Source organism: Amycolatopsis rubida (assembly GCF_900115345.1).
Taxonomy (GTDB): Bacteria; Actinomycetota; Actinomycetes; order Mycobacteriales; family Pseudonocardiaceae; genus Amycolatopsis; species Amycolatopsis rubida.
Map to the genome: position 1 here is coordinate 530,298 of NZ_FOWC01000005.1, position 16,625 is coordinate 546,922.

The 16,625-nt window shown below is 71.7% G+C and carries 14 protein-coding genes; 4 read left to right on the forward strand and 10 right to left on the reverse strand.

What is annotated here, in order from left to right; genetic code table 11:
- Window position 1 precedes the first annotated feature (1 nt).
- Window positions 2-1,069, reverse strand: coding sequence for an acyl-CoA dehydrogenase family protein (locus BM362_RS22975; RefSeq protein WP_093574456.1), 1,068 nt, complete (start codon window positions 1,067-1,069; stop codon window positions 2-4).
- A gap of 126 nt (window positions 1,070-1,195) precedes the next feature.
- Between BM362_RS22975 and BM362_RS22980 the strand changes: the two genes are divergently transcribed.
- A complete protein-coding gene (locus BM362_RS22980) occupies window positions 1,196-2,134 on the forward strand; it encodes an alpha/beta fold hydrolase (protein ID WP_093574457.1) in 939 nt (312 codons plus the stop codon).
- Window positions 2,135-2,137: 3 nt separating this feature from the next.
- Here BM362_RS22980 and BM362_RS22985 read toward each other — a convergent pair whose 3' ends face one another.
- Window positions 2,138-2,887 carry an HAD-IIB family hydrolase gene (locus BM362_RS22985; RefSeq protein ID WP_167545392.1) on the reverse strand — a complete coding sequence of 250 codons (750 nt, stop codon included), beginning with the start codon at window positions 2,885-2,887 and terminating at the stop codon, window positions 2,138-2,140.
- A gap of 49 nt (window positions 2,888-2,936) precedes the next feature.
- A complete protein-coding gene (locus tag BM362_RS22990; protein ID WP_067579660.1) occupies window positions 2,937-4,331 on the reverse strand; it encodes a WS/DGAT/MGAT family O-acyltransferase in 1,395 nt (464 codons plus the stop codon).
- A gap of 59 nt (window positions 4,332-4,390) precedes the next feature.
- Here BM362_RS22990 and BM362_RS22995 point away from each other — a divergent pair, with 59 nt between their 5' ends.
- Complete coding sequence (locus BM362_RS22995) at window positions 4,391-5,629, forward strand: alpha/beta hydrolase (protein ID WP_093574459.1); 1,239 nt, start codon at window positions 4,391-4,393, stop codon at window positions 5,627-5,629.
- Here BM362_RS22995 and folE read toward each other — a convergent pair.
- Window positions 5,593-6,195 carry a GTP cyclohydrolase I FolE gene (gene folE, locus BM362_RS23000; RefSeq protein ID WP_067579662.1) on the reverse strand — a complete coding sequence of 201 codons (603 nt, stop codon included), beginning with the start codon at window positions 6,193-6,195 and terminating at the stop codon, window positions 5,593-5,595. The two genes, BM362_RS22995 and folE, sit on opposite strands and share 37 nt — an antisense overlap.
- A gap of 141 nt (window positions 6,196-6,336) precedes the next feature.
- Here folE and BM362_RS23005 point away from each other — a divergent pair, with 141 nt between their 5' ends.
- Complete coding sequence (locus BM362_RS23005; protein ID WP_067579664.1) at window positions 6,337-7,047, forward strand: helix-turn-helix transcriptional regulator; 711 nt, start codon at window positions 6,337-6,339, stop codon at window positions 7,045-7,047.
- A 224-nt stretch (window positions 7,048-7,271) separates the two neighbouring features.
- Here BM362_RS23005 and BM362_RS23010 read toward each other — a convergent pair whose 3' ends face one another.
- The 5 genes from BM362_RS23010 to kstR form a co-directional block, all read right to left on the reverse strand.
- Window positions 7,272-7,823, reverse strand: coding sequence for a TetR/AcrR family transcriptional regulator (locus tag BM362_RS23010; protein ID WP_093574460.1), 552 nt, complete (start codon window positions 7,821-7,823; stop codon window positions 7,272-7,274).
- Window position 7,824: 1 nt separating this feature from the next.
- A complete protein-coding gene (locus tag BM362_RS23015; protein ID WP_093574461.1) occupies window positions 7,825-8,646 on the reverse strand; it encodes an SDR family NAD(P)-dependent oxidoreductase in 822 nt (273 codons plus the stop codon).
- Window positions 8,647-8,686: 40 nt separating this feature from the next.
- Window positions 8,687-9,859: an SWIM zinc finger family protein gene (locus BM362_RS23020; RefSeq protein ID WP_093574462.1), complete on the reverse strand. Its 1,173-nt coding sequence runs from the start codon at window positions 9,857-9,859 to the stop codon at window positions 8,687-8,689.
- On the reverse strand, window positions 9,859-12,594 hold the full coding sequence (locus BM362_RS23025; protein ID WP_093574463.1) for a DEAD/DEAH box helicase: 2,736 nt from the start codon (window positions 12,592-12,594) through the stop codon (window positions 9,859-9,861). Before BM362_RS23025 ends, BM362_RS23020 begins: the two co-directional genes overlap by 1 nt.
- A gap of 294 nt (window positions 12,595-12,888) precedes the next feature.
- The gene (gene kstR, locus BM362_RS23030) at window positions 12,889-13,518 is read right to left on the reverse strand and encodes a cholesterol catabolism transcriptional regulator KstR (protein WP_093574464.1); all 630 of its coding nucleotides are present in this window, start codon (window positions 13,516-13,518) and stop codon (window positions 12,889-12,891) included.
- Window positions 13,519-13,682: 164 nt separating this feature from the next.
- On the opposite strand from kstR, the gene BM362_RS23035 reads away from it, so the two are divergent.
- The gene (locus BM362_RS23035; RefSeq protein ID WP_093574465.1) at window positions 13,683-15,683 is read left to right on the forward strand and encodes an acyl-CoA dehydrogenase family protein; all 2,001 of its coding nucleotides are present in this window, start codon (window positions 13,683-13,685) and stop codon (window positions 15,681-15,683) included.
- A 59-nt stretch (window positions 15,684-15,742) separates the two neighbouring features.
- On the opposite strand, the gene BM362_RS23040 is transcribed toward BM362_RS23035, so the two are convergent.
- On the reverse strand, window positions 15,743-16,579 hold the full coding sequence (locus BM362_RS23040; protein ID WP_093574466.1) for an LLM class F420-dependent oxidoreductase: 837 nt from the start codon (window positions 16,577-16,579) through the stop codon (window positions 15,743-15,745).
- Window positions 16,580-16,625: the final 46 nt, after the last annotated feature.

A 16,625-nucleotide genomic window follows, 5' to 3' on the forward strand; every position in this document is an offset into this window, starting at 1 on the left:
CTCATCCCGCCACTCGTTCACCCAGCCGGCCGAGCCGGTGCGCCGCTCCCCCGACCGTGCGGCCGAGGTCCTTCACTGCCGAGGAATACCGGTGCAGCGGATAGGTGCGGTCGACGCCGACGCCGCCGTGCAGGTGATGGCAGATCGCCAGCGCGGACGGAGCTTCCGCAGTCAGCCAGTACGCGGCGATGTCCAGCTCGGTGTCCGCGTCCAATCCGGACGCCAGCCGCCACACCGCCGACACCGCGGCCAGATGCACGGTGCGGGAAGCGACGTAGACGTCCGCGATCTGCTGTGCCACCGCCTGGAAGGTCGCGAGCGGACGGCCGAATTGCGTGCGCTCGCCGACGTGCTGGGCTGTTAGCGCCAAGGCTCCGGCCAGCAGGCCGTCGCCGAGCGCGAGCGCTCCAGCCAACGCGTAGCGGTGCAGCGTCTGCAACGCATGCCCTGCCGTGCGGTCACGCAACAAGTCCGCTTCGCTCACCCGCGCGCCGTCGAACCGCACGGTGTACTCCGGCGTGCCAGTCGCGTTGTACGCGGGCAGCACTTCGACCCCGTCTGCGCGCGGATCCACCAGCGCGACGCCAGTGCCTCCCGGCAACGCGATCGGCGTGAGAATGCGCGTCGCCTCCGCGGCGTACGGCACGTGCGTCTTGACGCCGGTCACCGCCCAGGAACCGTCCGCCGCCGCACCGCTGGTCCCGGGGATGGAGGTCAGCGGTGCGGACGGCTCGTGCAAGGCGGCAGTGAGAATGGTCTCCCCCGCCGCGGCGGGCGGCAGGAACTCAGCGCGCTGCGCCGGGGTGCCCAGGGCCTCGATCGGCAGGATCCCGAGCGCCAGTACGGCGTACGCGGGCACCGCCGCCGCGGCCCGGCCCACCTCGGTGAGCACCGGGGCGACGTGGTCGACGCCGAGCCCGTCGCCGCCGAGGTCGGCGGGCAGGGGCAGGGCGAGCAGGCCCGCGCCGGCCAGCGCTCGCCACTGGTCGGCGGGCTCGTCGGTCTTCCCGAGCACTTGCGCGGCGAGCGAGGTGATCTCGCCCTGCGTATCGTCGGGGGTGAAGTCCACTCCGGTCTCCCTCCACCTAGGTGGAACACGTTCTATTTTTAGCCGGAATGGGCTGGCTCGGCAACCCCCAGGACCGGGGCCCGGGCGGTAGATCGACAGGACGAGCAGGGAGGGCGGCACGCCGACGTGGGTGCGGAACAAGTTCTCAAATCAGCGCTGGGCGACGTCGGCTGGCAAGCAACGCGCAAGCTCGCGACCATCCCGCCCACCGCGGGTGTCCCCGACCCGGAGCCGCTGTCCCTGCCCGGCCGCGGCCACACCGTCGCGGTGGACGTCGGCCCGCGGCACGCACCCGCGGTGATCCTGCTGCACTCGGTCGCCTGCACCGGCCTGCTCACCTGGTACCCCGTGCTGAAACGGCTGTCGGCGAACCACCGGGTGGTGGTGTTCGACCAGCGCTGGCACGGCCAGGGCATCCGCTCGCACGACTTCAGCCTCGAAGACTGCGCGGACGACGTGGTCGCGGTCGCGGATGCGCTGGGCATCGACCAGTTCATGGTCGCGGGCTACTCGATGGGCGGCATGGTCGGCCAGCTGACCGCCCGCCGCTGTCCGGACCGCGTCACCGGCCTGGTGCTGTGCTCGACGGCGAGCAACTTCCGCCGCGGCGTCCGGCAACGCGTGGCCCTCGACCTGTTCGGCCGCACCCTGCACCTGCTGCGCGACCAGGCCCGCATCGGCCTGGTCCCCGGCGAACCCCGCCGCGAACGCCTCGCCCGGCTGGAGGACCACCGGTGGGCGCTGGAGGAGTTCCGCTCGACCAGCCCGTGGGCGATCGCGGTCGCGCTGGACGAGATCGGCCGCTTCGACTCGACGCCGTGGCTGCACACGCTCGACCTGCCCGCCGCGGTGGTGGTGACTTCCCGGGACGGGTTCATCGCGCCCGCGCACCAGCGGAGCCTGGCGCGGCGGATCGCCGGGGCGGCGACGTACGAGATTCCGGCGGGGCATACCGCGTGCGTGTTCGCGGCGGACCAGTTCGTCGCGGCGTTGACGGCGGCGTGCACTTCGGTGCAAGCCGCACTCGCCGACAGTGCGCCGCCGCCGGCCAGCGCGGCGTCCTGACGGCTACGCGGCCGAGTCTCGCTCCGGCTCCAGCAGATCCCGGATCGCCCGGGGAACGGCCTCCGGAGCGAGATGACGGTCGGCGAAGGCCAGCGCCGGATGCCGGCCGACGCAGTAACTCGTCGTCGCCTCCCGCAGCATCCGCTCGTCGTTGGCGTCGTTCCCGAACGCCGTGTACCCGGATTCGGCGATCCCCAGCCGGACGAGCGCGTGATGTTTGGTGATCCCGCTGGGCGCCACGTCGACGATGCCTTCCTCGGGATGCACGCTGATCGAAAGCCCGGTCTCCCGAAGCCGGCGCAGCACGTCCGGGCGGGAGGTGAAGAGGACGACCTTGGAATACCGTTCGATCTGCTCCCGGCTGACGTTCGAGGCGAGTTTCCCGGCGTCCAGCTGCCGGAAGATCTTGTGCGCTTCGTCGCCGGTGTAGGCGTAGTCCCAGTCGCCGTCGATCAGCACCTTGAGATCGTGCTCGTCGATGATCCGGTCGAGCACCCGGCGGTCCTCCCGGGCGATGCCGAGAACCTGGAGTTCGCCGTCGCTGCGGGAGAAGGCGCCGTTGCCGCCGACGAGCGTCTCGTCGTGGAATTCGGCGGGCAGCACCGGCAGCAGATCCCGGATCGGGCGCGCGGAGGCGAACACCAGCCGGACCCGGCCCCGGAGCGCACTCAACGCCTCGGCGATCGCCGGCGCTATCGAGACACCGTCGAAGCAGATCGTCCCGTCGACATCGAACACCACCGTCTTCCCCACGGACCGCAAGTTACCACCGTCGCCGGGCGGGCAGCACGCTCGCGAGGAGTCACACCGGCGCGGCCTTGCTCAACTCGTCCATCGCCTCCGGCAGCGCGTCCGCCAGCGGCCACAGGTCCTTCACCAATTCCTTGGCCCCCAGCAACCCGACCCCGACCTTGCCGTCAGTGGACAGCACCGTGATGTTGAGCCCCGCGCCGTGAAACACCGGCCCGAGCGGGTACAGCCCGGTGATCCGCGCCCCCAGCAAATACAACGGCATCGGCGGCCCGGGAACATTCGAAATGATCAGGTTGTGCACCACCGGATGCCGTTCGGCCAGCCGCAGCGCCGAATACGCGCGCACGCCGAGCCCGAAGACCGACGCCGGGGAGAACTGGGCCCAGTCGGCGAGCATGTCGGCGTCGATGTCGTAATGGTGGTCCTTCGCCCGCCGGTTCGCCTCGGCCAGGAAGAACACGCGCGCCGCCGGGTCGGGCAGATGCGTTGGCAGCGAAGCGAAAAAGGCCGAGACCTGGTTGCTGCCGTGATCGCGTTCCGTGCGTTCGTGCACCGACACCGGGACCGTCGCCACCAGCGGGTCGCCCGGCAGCTCGCCGCGACCGAGCAGGAATTGCCGCAGGGCACCGGAAACCAGCGCCAGCACCACGTCGTTCACGGTGACGCCGAAAGCGTCCTTCACCTGCTTCACCGCATCGAGGTCCAGCTGCGCGAACGCGACCGAGCGATGACCGGTGATGGTGCCGTTCAGCGAGGTCCGCGGCGCGGTGAAGGGCACCGGCATTCCCTTGCCGCGCAAAGTTTTCATCGCCCACTTCGGCACCAGCCCCAGCAGCTCCGGCAGCAGCCGGGCGACCTCGAACGGCCGGTGCAGCAGCGAATCGGCGCTCTCGCGCAGCAGCCGAAGCCGGGTGGGGAGACCGTCGTTGTGGCGCTCGCCGGCGGGCAGCTCCGGCAGCGGCGCGTCGGGTTCGAGCCCGGCGAGGTAGCCGATCAGGCTGGCCCCGCCGACGCCGTCGACGCTCGCGTGGTGCATTTTCAGCAGCACCGCCAGCCGTCCGTCCGGCAGGCCCTCGATCACGTAGCACTGCCACAGCGGATGCGCGCGGTCGAGCCGCTGTCCGGCGATGTGCGCGCACATCTCGGCGAGTTCGCGGTCGTCGCCCGGCGCGGGCAGGCCGATCCGGTGCACGTGGTTGTCGAGGTCGAAATCCTCGTCCTCCACCCACACCGGATGGTTCAGGTTCCAGAGCGGATTGTGGAGTTTGCGGCGGAACGCCGGGAGCACCGCGACGCGTTCGGCGAGGCGGCGCTTGAACTCGGGGAACGCGTAGCCGCCGGGCATGGTCGAACCGTCGAGGGTGAGCAGGCCGCAGACGTGCAGGACCTGCGAGGGCGTCTCCAGATAGAGGAAGCTCGCGTCCAGCCCGCTCAGTCGCTGCATGTCTGCCAGCGTAAGGCAGAACCCTGGCCGGGGCGCTCGGCGGAGGTAGCATCGGGCAGGTGAAACCGGACTTCGTGACCCGCCGGGCGGCGCAGCTCGGGCTCGCCGCGCTCGCCGTGGCGCCGCCGAAACCGCGGCCGACCTCGATCCCGGTGTTCTTCGCCGGCTGGCTCACCGGCGAACTCGCGCCGCACCTGCTCGCGCTCACCGCGGCCGACACCGTGCAGCACGTCGCGCGCCACGGGGTGCGCCGCCCCGGCGACCGGGTCGGGCTGGCGCTGGCCGGGCTGTCCGCGGCCGGTTTCGCGTCGCTCATCGGGACCTCGCTGAAGGCGCGCCTCGAGGTCGAGGCCGCGCTCGTCGAAGCGCTCGGCGAGGACTACCGGGACCGGCTGGAGAACCCTTCGGACTTCTCGACTCCGTGGGGACGCCTGCTGATGCCGTTCCGGATGCACGAGCCGGACGTCGTGCGCGACCGGAATGTCGCTTACGCCCCTGGCGGCAAACGGTTCCTGCTGGACGTCTACCGTCCGCGCGAGACAGTCCGCGACGCACCGGTGCTGCTGCAGATCCACGGCGGCGCGTGGACGATCGGCAACAAGGAACAGCAGGGCCTGCCGCTGATGCGCCACCTCGCCCGCCGCGGCTGGGTCTGCGTCGCGATCAACTACCCGCTCTCCCCCGCCTCGCGCTGGCCTGCGCACATCGTGGCGGCCAAGCAAGCGCTCGCCTGGATCCGCGAGCACATCGCCGAGTACGGCGGCGACCCGCGATTCGTCGCGGTGACCGGCGGTTCGGCGGGCGGGCACCTGGCCGCGCTGCTCGCGCTGAGCCAGAACGACCCGGCGCTGCAGCCGGGGTTCGAGGAGGCGGACACGAGCGTGCAGGCCTGCGTGCCGCACTACGGCGTGTACGACATCGCCGCGTCGACCGGCGAGGAGGAAAGCCGGTACCGCCTGGAAAGCCTGATGGCGCGCCGGGTGTTCGCGCCGGAGCACCGGCTGGACGACTACCTCGCCGCGTCCCCGATGGACCGGGTCGCCGAGGACGCGCCGCCGTTCTTCGTGATCCACGGCAAGCACGATTCGCTCGTGCCGGTCGCGGAGGCGCGGGAGTTCGTCGCCCGGTTGCGCGCCAAATCCGCCCACCCGGTCGCGTACGCGGAACTCGCCGGAGCACAGCACGCGTTCGACGTGTTCCCGTCAATCCGCAGCACCCACGTCGTCCGCGGCGTCGAACACTTCCTCGACTGGGCCCGCGCTCAGGCGTTGACCCCGGTCAACGAGAAAAACTCCTGACGCGACCGGGCGTCCTCGCGCAGCGTGCCCATCAGTGTGGACGTCACCGTGGACGAGCCGGTCGCCCGCACGCCGCGCAGAGTCATGCAGGTGTGCTCGGCCTCGATCACCACGCCGACGCCCTTCGGGGACAGCTGGTCGCCGAGCCAGCCCGCGATCTGCTTCGTCAGCCGTTCCTGCACCTGCGGGCGGCACGCGAAATGCTCGACGACCCGCGCCAGCTTCGACAGCCCGAGGATCCGCTCGCCCGGCAGATACCCGACGTGCGCGACGCCGATGAACGGCAGCAGGTGGTGTTCGCAGACCGACCGGACCGGGATGCCGCGGGCCAGCACCAGCTCGTCGTAGCCCTCGTCGTTGGGGAACGTGGTGAGGTCGAACGCGCGCGGCGTGAACAGCTCCGCGTACGCGCGGGCCATCCGGCCGGGGGTGCCGCGCAGGCTCTCCGAGTCGAGGCTGATGCCGAGCGCGCGCAGGAAATCCCCCGCCGCGTGTTCGGCCGCGGCCAGGTCGAAGCCGGGGACGGGCTCGTGGACGACGCGGAGGGCGGTTCCGGACGACTGCATGGGCGATCCTCGGGCTTCGGGGCTGGCAGGGCAGGGTTTCGCCTACAAATCTTGGTCTTATCGCCTGACGGAGTCAATGTGACCAGGTGAACAAGCCAGGTAGCGGGTTCGGGGAACCTCGCTGGGCGTTATCGTGGAGATGTGACGAGTGACCTGGCGACCATCCGCGCGGTAGCGGCGCTGGAGGAGGACCTGCGCCGGGGGATGTACGCCTTCATCCGCGACGCCGGCCGCCCGGTGACGCGCGAGGAGGCGGCCGCGGCCGTCGGCATCTCGCGCAAGCTGGCCGCGTTCCACCTGGACAAACTCGTGACAGCCGGCCTCCTGCGCGCCCGCTACGAAACCGTCGGCGGCGTCCGCAAGGTGGGCCGCGCTCCGAAGGTCTACGAACCCGCCGCGACCGACTTCGCGATCACCATCCCGCCCCGGCACCCGGACGTCCTGGCCGCGATCCTGGTGGACGCGGTCGCGTCGGCGGCCCCCAGCGAACCGGCCCGCGACGCTGCCCTGCGCGAGGCCGGACGGCACGGCTCCGCGGCCGGTGCCGCCGAGCGCGAACGTTCCCGGCCAGGCCGGCTGGGCACGGAACGCGGGCTGACGCTGACGAGCACAGTGCTGGCCCGGCACGGTTTCGAGCCGAACCGCGAGACGCCGGTGTGCCTGCGGCTGCGCAACTGCCCGTTCCAGCCGCTGGCCGGACGCGCGCCGGACCTGGTGTGCGGGATGACGGACCGGTTCTTGCGCGGGGTCGTGGAAGGACTCCAGGTCCCGGGGGTGGCGACGGCCCGGGTCGCGCCGCGCGACGGCGGGTGTTGCGTGGAGCTTCGGGGAACCGAGTCAGGCGGTAGTTGACCTGGCCGGCCTCGGCCTGCGGGCGAGGATGTCCCGGATTTCGGCACCGTCGATCTCGACGGCGAGGAACCAGTTCCCCGCTTGGCCGGAGCCGACTCCGGGCGCACCCGAAGAGGAGCCCTCGCTCCGGGGACGCGGCTTTCCAGGCTCGGCGAAGGTCGAGCATGAGCGGGCGCTGCCGTGCCCAGGTGCCGGAGCCGGGTCCCGTTGCCGCGCTCGCCGAGCTAGCCGCCGGACGACACCGCGCGCAGCACCCGGTCCACGTGGGCGGCGGGCCAGTCCTCCGGGAACGGCCGGGTGCGCAGCAGCCAGCGGTGGAAAACCGGGCCCAGCAACAGTTCCGCGCCGTCCTCCGGGCAGGCGGCCTCGGCGCGGGCCAGGCGGTCGGCGATGGCGCGCAGTTGCGGGCCCAGCAGCCGGTCCAGGACTTCGGCGCCGATGGCCGGATCGGTTTGCAGTTCGGCGGTCACTGCGCGGAGCAGGCGGTCTGTCGCCGGATCGGTCAGTTCGGCGATCATGCCGTGGACCAGGGTTTCCAGATCCGCGCGAAGATCGCCGGTGTCCGGGATGGCGACTTCGCCGGAAGCGTCGAGGCTTTGCCCCAGCAGCGCGTCCAGCAGGACCGCGGCGGGCGAGGACCACGTGCGGTACAGCGTTTGCTTCCCGGCGCCCGCGCGGGCCGCGATGCCCTCCATGGTCAGGCCGCCGAAACCGGATTCGGCGGCCAGGGAGAGCACCGCGGCGTGCACCCGGGCTCGGGTGCTGGCGCGCGCCACGTCAGATCTCCGCGTCGGAGAAACGCTTGTCCTGCCGGTAATCCGTCAGCCGTCCGGACAGTGCGGTCGCGACCATTCCGGGGGCGTCGGCACCGGCCAGGACGCGCAGCCGCCGGTCGGCGGGGTCGTCGACGTGCCGCAGGATCTCAGCGGCGATCTCCGCGGGCGGGGTGCCACCGCCGGTGCCGGCGGCGGCCCACGGGACGCTCGCCGTGCCGAACATCCGCTCGCGCAACCCGTCGTACGCCGGGTCCGGGGCGGCGAACCGCATGCTGCCGGTCGCCCATTCGGTGTCCATTCCGCCCGGTTCGACGATGCTCACGCGCACGCCGAACTCCGCGACCTCCTGCGCGATCGCCTCGCTCATGCCCTCCAGCCCCCATTTGCTCGCGCTGTACAGCCCGAATCCCGGCACCGAACCGGCGCCGCCGACCGAAGAAATCTGCACGACGTGCCCCGACCGCTGCTCGCGCAACACCGGCAACGCGGCTTGGGTCAGCCACAACGCGCCCAGCAGGTTCGTCTCCAGGATGTCCCGCGCTTCGTCCTCGCTTGCCTCCTCGGCCATGCCGACCAGTCCGTACCCGGCGTTGTTCACCACCACGTCCAGCCTGCCGAACTCGGCCACTGCCCGCCGCACGGTTTCCCGCGCGGCGGCCCGGTCCCGCACGTCGAGCACGTGCTCCACGACGTTCCGGTGGTCCGGCGCGCTGCCCGGCGTGCGGACGGTCGCCAGCACTCGGCCGCCCGCTTCCGCCGCGGCCACCGTCAGCGCCTGCCCCAGGCCGCGGCTCGCTCCGGTGATCACCCATGTTCTCGTCATGCCGCAGACGCTAGCACGAAACGAGACGGACCGTCTCGTTTCACTCCGCGTCAGTGAGCCGGCTCTCCGCCGGGTAGGCGAGATCGACCGGCTGCCCGGCCGGAGGTCCGTCCGGCCACCACTGCCCCGCGACGCGCACGAACCGGTACCACCGGCTGTCCCGTCCGTACCGCAGCTGCACCGGCCCGGCCGTCACCCGGTTGCGCCACACCCTCACCTCCCCCGGCAATTCCGCGAGTTCCGCACGAGCCACCGCCAAGGGCCCGGATCCGGGACTCCAGACCTCCCGCAGCGCCGCCAGCCCGCTCCGGCCCGCTTCTCGCCACGCCTGCGCCGACACGATCAGCTCCGACGGCGCGACCTCGGCGGCAGCGGCGAGCCCGAACACGTCCGCGCCCGGCCGGGCGGCCCGACGGGCCAGGTCCTCGGCGAAAGTCAAGTCCGCCACGGCATCCCGGGTGTGCAGCAGGTCGAGCGCAAGCGAGGCGGCGTCGGCGGCCAGCGCGGCGAGGCCAGCGGAGGTCAGGCCGGAGCGAGCGGGCGGGTCCAGGTCGAGCACGGCGGGCGGACCGGGTTCGCCGGGGATCGCGGGCAGCGGCGGCAGCGGCGCGATCCGCCGCGCGTACGCCTTCTTCGGCGTCAGCCCGACCTCCGGCGCGCGAGCCGGACGAGCAGCGCCGGTGCTCCGCGATTCGCGCAGCTGAGCCAAAACCTCGTCCCGGCCCCGGCCGCGCAGGGTGAACAGCACGAACGGATCGGCGTCCACCTCGTCGGCGACCAGGTAGTACACCGCCGCCACGTGTTTGCACGGATTCGCGCGGTCCGGACAGGAACACCGCGGCCGCAGATCGCCGGGACCAGGCAGCAGGTCCGCCCCGGCCTCGCGCGAGCCGACGGCCAGTTCCTCCGGCAGTTCGCCGTCGAGCAAGGCCGCGGCGTGCCCGAGGCGGCGACCGGCGACGTCGAGCAGCTTGTCCCATTCCGACGCGCTGAACTCGCGCATCCGGATCGCGACGCGGTACGGGTCCGGGCGGCTTCCCCGCACCCACGCGGTGATCTCGCCCGCGCTGATCGCCAGCTGGTCGACGACGCCCTTGCGCGCGTACGTCCGCCCGCGCGGCAGCCGGTTCGGATCCAGTTCGGCGCGCTGCTCCAGCGCCTCCACCCACGCCCGGCCCCACCACCGGCGCCCGAACGTCCGCCGCGGCGGCATCAGCCGCTCCCGAGCCGGACGAGGTCGGCGAGCTGGTCGTCGGACAGTTCGGTGATCCAGTCCTCCCCCGCACCGACGACCGCGTCGGCCAGCCCGCGCTTGGTGTCCAGCACCGCGGCGACGCGTTCCTCCAGCGTGCCCTCGGCGATCAGCCGGTGCACCTGGACCGGCCGGTCCTGGCCGATCCGGTACGCGCGGTCGGTGGCCTGGTCCTCCACCGCCGGGTTCCACCAGCGGTCGTAGTGGATCACGTGCGTGGCCTGGGTGAGGTTGAGCCCGACGCCGCCCGCCTTGAGGGACAACAGGAACACCGGCACCTCGCCGGACTGGAACGCGGCCACCATCTCGTCGCGCTGCTTGGGCCCGGCCTCGCCGGACAGCAGCGCGGCCGGCAGCCCGCGTTCGGCGAGCCGACGCTCCAGCAACCGGCACAACCGCACGTACTGGCTGAACACCAGCACACTCTCGCCCTCGTCGAGGATGACGTCCAGCAGTTCCTCGAACGCGGCGAGCTTGCCCGACCGCCCGCTCAGCGCGCCCGTGCTTTCCTTGAGGTAGTGCGCCGGGTGATTGCAGATCTGCTTGAGTTCGGTGAGCAGCTTCAGCACCTGGCCGCGGCGCTGGACCCCTTGTGCTTCCCGGATCTGCGCGAGGTTCTCCCGGACCACCGCCTCGTACAGCGTGGTCTGCTCGGCGGTGAGCGGGACGTACCGGTCGGTCTCGGTTTTCCGCGGCAGTTCCGGCGCGATGTCCGGATCGGTTTTGCGGCGGCGCAACAGAAACGGCCGGACTGTCGCAGCCAGCCTTCCGGTGGCCGTCTCGTCCCGGTCCCGTTCGATCGGCCGCGCCACGGTGCGCCGGAACTTCTCCAGCGGACCGAGCAGCCCCGGCGTGGTCCAGTCGAGCAGCGCCCACAGTTCGGTGAGCCGGTTCTCCACCGGTGTTCCGGTGAGCGCCACGCGGGCCGCCGCGGGCACCTGCCGCAGTTCTTTCGCCGTGGCGGACAACGGGTTCTTGACGTGCTGCGCCTCGTCCGCGGCGACCATGCCCCAGTCCACTTCGGACAGCAGCTCCCGGTCGCGGCGCAGCACCCCGTACGTGGCGAGCACGACCTCGTCCGGAGCCAGATCGTCGAGGTGCCGTCCGCCGCCGTGGAACCGGCGCACCGGCACGTCCGGCGCGAACTTGCCGAACTCGCGTTCCCAGTTGCCCAGCAACGACGTCGGGCACAGCACGAGCGTCGGACCCGCGGCCCGCGCGCGGCGGTGCAGGTGCAGGGCGATGAGCTGGATTGTCTTGCCCAGCCCCATGTCGTCGGCGAGGCAGGCGCCCAGACCGAGTTCGGTCATGGCGATGAGCCAGCCCAGCCCAGCGCGTTGATACGGCCGCAGAGTGGCGATCAGCCCCGCCGGTTCCCCGACCGGCGCGGGTTCCCTTTCCCGCAGCCGTTCGGCGAGCCCGGCCAACGCCGGTCGCGGGGCGAACTCGACTCGTTCGCCGTCGACCTCCAGCTCGCCGGTGAGCGCCGCGGCCAGCGCTTCGGCACCGGTCAGCCGCGAGCGCCGGGCCCGCATCCGCGCCAGCAGAGCGGGATCGAGCTTCACCCACTGCCCGCGCAACCGGACCAGCGGACGTTTGGCCTCGGCGAGCACCGAGACCTCCTCGTCGGTGAGGTCGCTGCCGCCGAGACTGAGCCGCCAGCGGAACTCCAGCAGGCCGTTGAGCGGGAACGCGGGACCGGATTCGCTCGCCGGAGCCTGCGTGACGCTCGCCTTCGCCCGCACCTCTCCGGAGAAGAGATCCTTGGGCCACAGGACTTCGATGCCCGCGCCGCCCAGGTCACGCGCACCGGTGCCGAGCAGGTCGAGGACCTCGTCGTCGGACAGCGGGAGCGTGGCGGGCGCCGGTTCGGACAGGATCCGCCCCAGCGGCGGCCAGGCCCGCGCACCTCGCCGCAGCCCCAGCAGAAGCTGCGTTTCCACCTGGTCGCCCAGCCGGTGCAACACCGCTTCGGGAGCGTCCCACAACGTGGCCGCTTCGACGACCAGACTCGGTTCAAGGGACGAGCGGACGGCCAGTACTCCGGAGAATTCCTCCTCGGCCGCTTCGATCCGCAGCAGCAGTCGCGCGCCGTCCGGGCTGCGGGCTTCCAGCTCGGCGAGCCAGGCCGCACCGTCCGGATCCAGCAGCGTGGGCCGCGCTTCGGCGAACGCTGCCCCACCGGACCCGACCGCGGCCGCCGGACTGCGCACGAGCACGTCCGCCGCGGCGTCCCACACCGCGCGAACCAGTGATTCCGGCGAGTGCAGGCGGATTCGTTTCACGCCGGACAGCGGCAGCGCGTGCGCTTCGGGCGGCAACGCGGCGGCGAGTCCGCGCAGGAGTTCTTCGTCGGCCGCGTCCAGCGGGCCCACTCGCCAGGTGCCCAGGCCGCTCGGGGTCGACGCCGGACGCAAGCGGCCGCGCGCCACGAGATTCACTCCGGCGTTGACCACCGCTGACCACGCTGACAGCGCCGGGCTGGTTTCGTCCGGTACGACGAGCAGCCGCGGGATGGCCTGCGCGAGCGGCACGAGCCGCGCCACCACCTCGGTGCGGGCGAATTTCCCGCCGCCGGGCAGGACGAGCTGGATCGGGGTGTCCCCCTCGATCTCGTCGCCCCACAGTGCCAGAACTCCCTCTCGCGGGGGATCCGAGGGGAGGTAGGTGGCTTGGGTGGTCTGGTCGAACTCCACCCGCGCACGGTAACGCGTGGGTCCGACAGTTCCGCTCGTCGCCTGGCGGCGACATTGTTTTTTGAGGGGTTGCGCGGGGCACCCCGAAGCTTATTGTGCTGACGGTCTGCAGGGAAGCTTCGTATCGGGGTGCGGGGGTGGTGTGGCTGCACCGTTCGCTGAGTGCATCGGCGGCGGTCTCGCAGGCGGCGGGGGCTAGCGCTCCCACGCATCCCGGGCGGCGGTGGCGAGCGAGCGGGTCGTGAGGGGAACCCTCAGGGAATCAGGGTCTGTGAGGGTGGCCCGCACCGACGGCTATTTGTCCAGGAGCAGGTGGACGGAGAGTTCCAGGCGGCTGGCCACATCGGCGGCGGAGGCGCGGCGGGTCACCCAGGCGACCAGGTTCGCCATCCACACGTCGGCGACCACGTGGAAGATGTCGCGGTCCGCCTCGGTGGGGTCGTCGATGCCCATCGCGCTCGCGAACATGTCCTCCATCAGGCGGCCGACCAGTTCGACCTCGGCGGCCGCGGACGTGTCGGCGAACATGAACGCGCGCACCATCGCCTCGGTGAGGTGCGGATCGCGCTGCATCAGGCGGGTGTTGCGGCCCAGCACGAACATCAGCCGCTCGGCGGGGGTTTCGCCGGGGATCGTGCTGCGCTGGATTTTCTCGTGCGCGGCCTCGAACTGCTGCGCCAGACCCGACACGAGCAGGTGAATCTTCGACGGGAAATACCGGTACAGCGTGCCCAGCGCGACGTCGGCCTTCTCGGCGACCGCGCGCATCTGCACCGCGTCGTAGCCGCCCTTGGAGGCCAGCGAGAGCGTCGCGTCGATGATGCGGCGGCGGCGGTCCCGCTGGGCCGCGGAGCCCAGTTCCTCGCCCATCGCGCCGAGGCCGTTCGCCCGCGTTTTCGCCGGCGTCTTCGCCTTCCCCGGCATCGTCTTCCCCTCTGTCGGCACGCAAGCAGTCTTGCGGAACTCGTTCCAGTTTCCGGCTCAGCGTACCCGCCCTGGAGAAAGGTTCAACTCTCGACCACCTGGCGGAAAAACTGTAACACGTTCTACACTCACCAGTAGCTCTGTACCCCGCGAGGAGGAGACCGATGCCGGTCGCGCTCACCGAGGAACAAACCGCGCTCGCCGCCGCCGTGCGGGATTGGGCGGCGGCGCACGATCCGGTCGCCGCTGTGCGCGCGGCCGAAACCGCTGGGGCCGGCCTGCCGGACGGGTTCGCCGCGCTCGGCCTCACCGGCGTCGCGCTGCCCGCGTCGGTGAACGGCGCGGACGGGACTGTCGCGGATCTCGCGGCCGGGCTCGCCGCCGCGGCGGAAGCGCTGGTGCCGGGGCCGCTGCTGAGCACCGCGCTGGCCGGGCTGCTGCTCGCGGAGCATTCGAAGCAACTCGCCGCCGAAATCGCCGACGGCACCGCGCAGGTCGCGGTGCAGTTGGCAGAATCGGCGACCGTGCCCGGCGCGGACGACGGGACGTGGCTGCTCGTGCCGCGCGGCAATCGGTCCGTCTTGGTTCCGCCCGGAACAGCGGTGGAACCGTTGGCTCCCTTCGACTTTTCCCGGACGCTGGGGCGGGTCGGGGCCGACGTGCCAGGCGAGGTGCTGGACCTGCCGGACGTCCGCGATCTCGCGGCGACGCTCGCGGTCGCGGAAGCGGCGGGCGTGGCGCGCTGGTGCCTGACGACGGCCGTCGAGTACGCCAAGGTCCGGGAGCAATTCGGCCAGGTGATCGGCGCTTTCCAGGCAGTGAAACACCTGTGCGCGGAGATGTTGTGCCGCACCGAAGCGGCCGAGGCGCTGGCGTGGGACGCGGCTTCGTCGGCCGGCGATCCGCTGGCCGTCGCGAGCGCTGCGGCGGTGGCGTTGGACGCCGCCGTCGAGAACGCGAAGGACTGCATTCAGGTGCTCGGCGGAATCGGGTTCACCTGGGAGCACGAGGCGCATCTGTACCTGCGGCGCGCGTTGGCGTTGCGGCAGTGGCTCGGCGGTTCCCAGAAGTGGCGTCAGCGGGCCGCGGACCTGGCGTTGGCCGGGAAGCGCCGGACGCTCGGAGTAAACGTCGGCGAAGACGCCGAAGTGACCCGCCTGGTCGCGGAAATCGCTGCCCTGCCGGAAGAAAAGCGCCGCACCGCACTCGCGGACTCGGGACTGCTGGCCCCGCATTGGCCCCAGCCCTACGGCATGGGTGCGGACGCGGCGGCACAGCTGCGGATCGACGCCGCACTGACCGCGGCGGACATTCGGCGGCCGGACATGGTGATCGGCGGCTGGGCAGTGCCGACGATTCTCGCGCACGGCACCGACGACCAGCGCGAACGCTTCGCCAAGCCGACACTCCGCGGGGAAGTGACCTGGTGTCAGCTGTTCAGCGAGCCCGGCGCCGGCTCGGACCTGGCGTCGCTGCGCACCGTGGCGCGCCGGACCGGCGGCGGCTGGCTGCTGACCGGGCAGAAGGTGTGGACGTCGCTGGCCCACGAAGCGGATTGGGCGATCTGTCTCGCTCGCACCGACCCGGAGGTGCCGAAGCACAAGGGAATCACGTACTTCCTGGTCGACATGCGCGCCGAGGGCATCACCACGCGACCGCTGCGCGAGATCACCGGGCGGAGCGTGTTCAACGAGGTTTTCCTGGACGACGTCTTCGTTCCGGACGCCGATGTCGTCGGCGAACCCGGTGCGGGCTGGAAGCTCGCGCGCACGACGCTGGCGAACGAACGCGTCGCACTGGGCCGCGGTTCGGCGGTCGGCGAGAACGTGGAGGCGCTGCTGGAATCCGCGCCCGAGGACGTGGATCGCGACCGGCTCGGCGGGTTGATCGGACAGGGCAGCGCGTGCTCGGTGCTCGACCTGCGGGCGACGCTGCGACAGCTGGACGGCCTCGGACCGGGTGCGGAATCGTCGGTCGCGAAGCTGCTCGGGGTCCGGCATCGGCAGGAAACGGCCGAGTTCGCCCTCGACCTCGCGCCGGAGCTGGTCGCGGAAACCCCGGCGGCGCAAGAGTTCCTGCTCACCCGCTGCCTGTCCATCGCGGGCGGCACCACGCAGGTCCTGCGGTCCGCCGCCGCCGAACGCGTGCTCGGCCTCCCCCGCTGAACGTCCGTGAAGGACTCCTCGCGGGAATCTGATTCCCGTGAGGAGTCCTTCACGGCACGTCACTCGGCCCGGAAAGCGGCGGCGAGGCGGGCGTATTCGTCCAGCAGCGCCAGCGTTTCCGCCTCCGGCAGCGTCGGCAGCATGAACCCGTAGTGGTCCAGCCCGGCGTCGGCGTATTGCTTGATCGCGTCCGCGTCGGCCGGTCCGCCGAAGAGTTGCGACGGCAGGTCCCCGCGTCCCGCGTCGGCGAGCTGCCGACGCACGCGGCGCACGTCGTCCGGCGACACCGCGGGGTTCGGGATCCAGCCGTCGCCGTGCTCGATCAGCCGCTTCAGCGCCGCGTCGCTCGCGCCGCCGACCAGGATCGGCGGATGCGGCTTCCGCACCGGCTTCGGCCACGCGAAGATCGGGTCGAAGTCGATGTGCTTGCCGTGGAACTCCGCCTGCTCCTGGGTCCAGATCGCCTTCAGCGCGGCGATCTGCTCGTTCAGCAGCGCACCCCGCGTCTTCGGGTCGGTGCCGTGGTTGGCCATTTCCTCGCGGTTCCACCCGGCTCCGACGCCGAAGGCGAACCGGCCGCGCGAGACCAGGTCGAGCGACGCCGCCTCCTTCGCGGTGTGGATGATGTCGCGCTGGATCAGCAGCACCACGCCGGTGCCCAGCACCAGGCCGGAAGTGTTCACCGCGGCCGCGGTCAGCGCCACGAACGGGTCGAGCGTGCGGTAGTAGATGCGCGGCAGCTCGTCCCCGCCGGGGTACGGCGTTTCGCGGCTCGCCGGGATGTGCGAGTGCTCCGCGAGGAAGAGCGAGGCGAACCCGCGCTCCTCCGCTGCCTCGCCCAGCACGTCGGGCCGGATGCCTTCGTCGGTCACGAACGTCGAGATCCCGAAATCCATGCCTCCTTCTACTCCGCGGATCGGGCAGGTATTCCCGCGGGCTGTT

Bases quoted from the DNA above. Each gene is read 5' to 3' on its own strand.
- BM362_RS22990 (WP_067579660.1), bottom strand. From the start codon at position 4,331: ATGCAGCGACTGAGCGGGCTGGACGCGAGCTTCCTCTATCTGGAGACG.
- folE (WP_067579662.1), bottom strand. From the start codon at position 6,195: ATGCAGTCGTCCGGAACCGCCCTCCGCGTCGTCCACGAGCCCGTCCCC.
- BM362_RS23015 (WP_093574461.1), bottom strand. From the start codon at position 8,646: ATGACGAGAACATGGGTGATCACCGGAGCGAGCCGCGGCCTGGGGCAG.
- BM362_RS23020 (WP_093574462.1), bottom strand. From the start codon at position 9,859: ATGCCGCCGCGGCGGACGTTCGGGCGCCGGTGGTGGGGCCGGGCGTGG.
- kstR (WP_093574464.1), bottom strand. From the start codon at position 13,518: ATGCCGGGGAAGGCGAAGACGCCGGCGAAAACGCGGGCGAACGGCCTC.
- BM362_RS23035 (WP_093574465.1), top strand. From the start codon at position 13,683: ATGCCGGTCGCGCTCACCGAGGAACAAACCGCGCTCGCCGCCGCCGTG.
- BM362_RS23040 (WP_093574466.1), bottom strand. From the start codon at position 16,579: ATGGATTTCGGGATCTCGACGTTCGTGACCGACGAAGGCATCCGGCCC.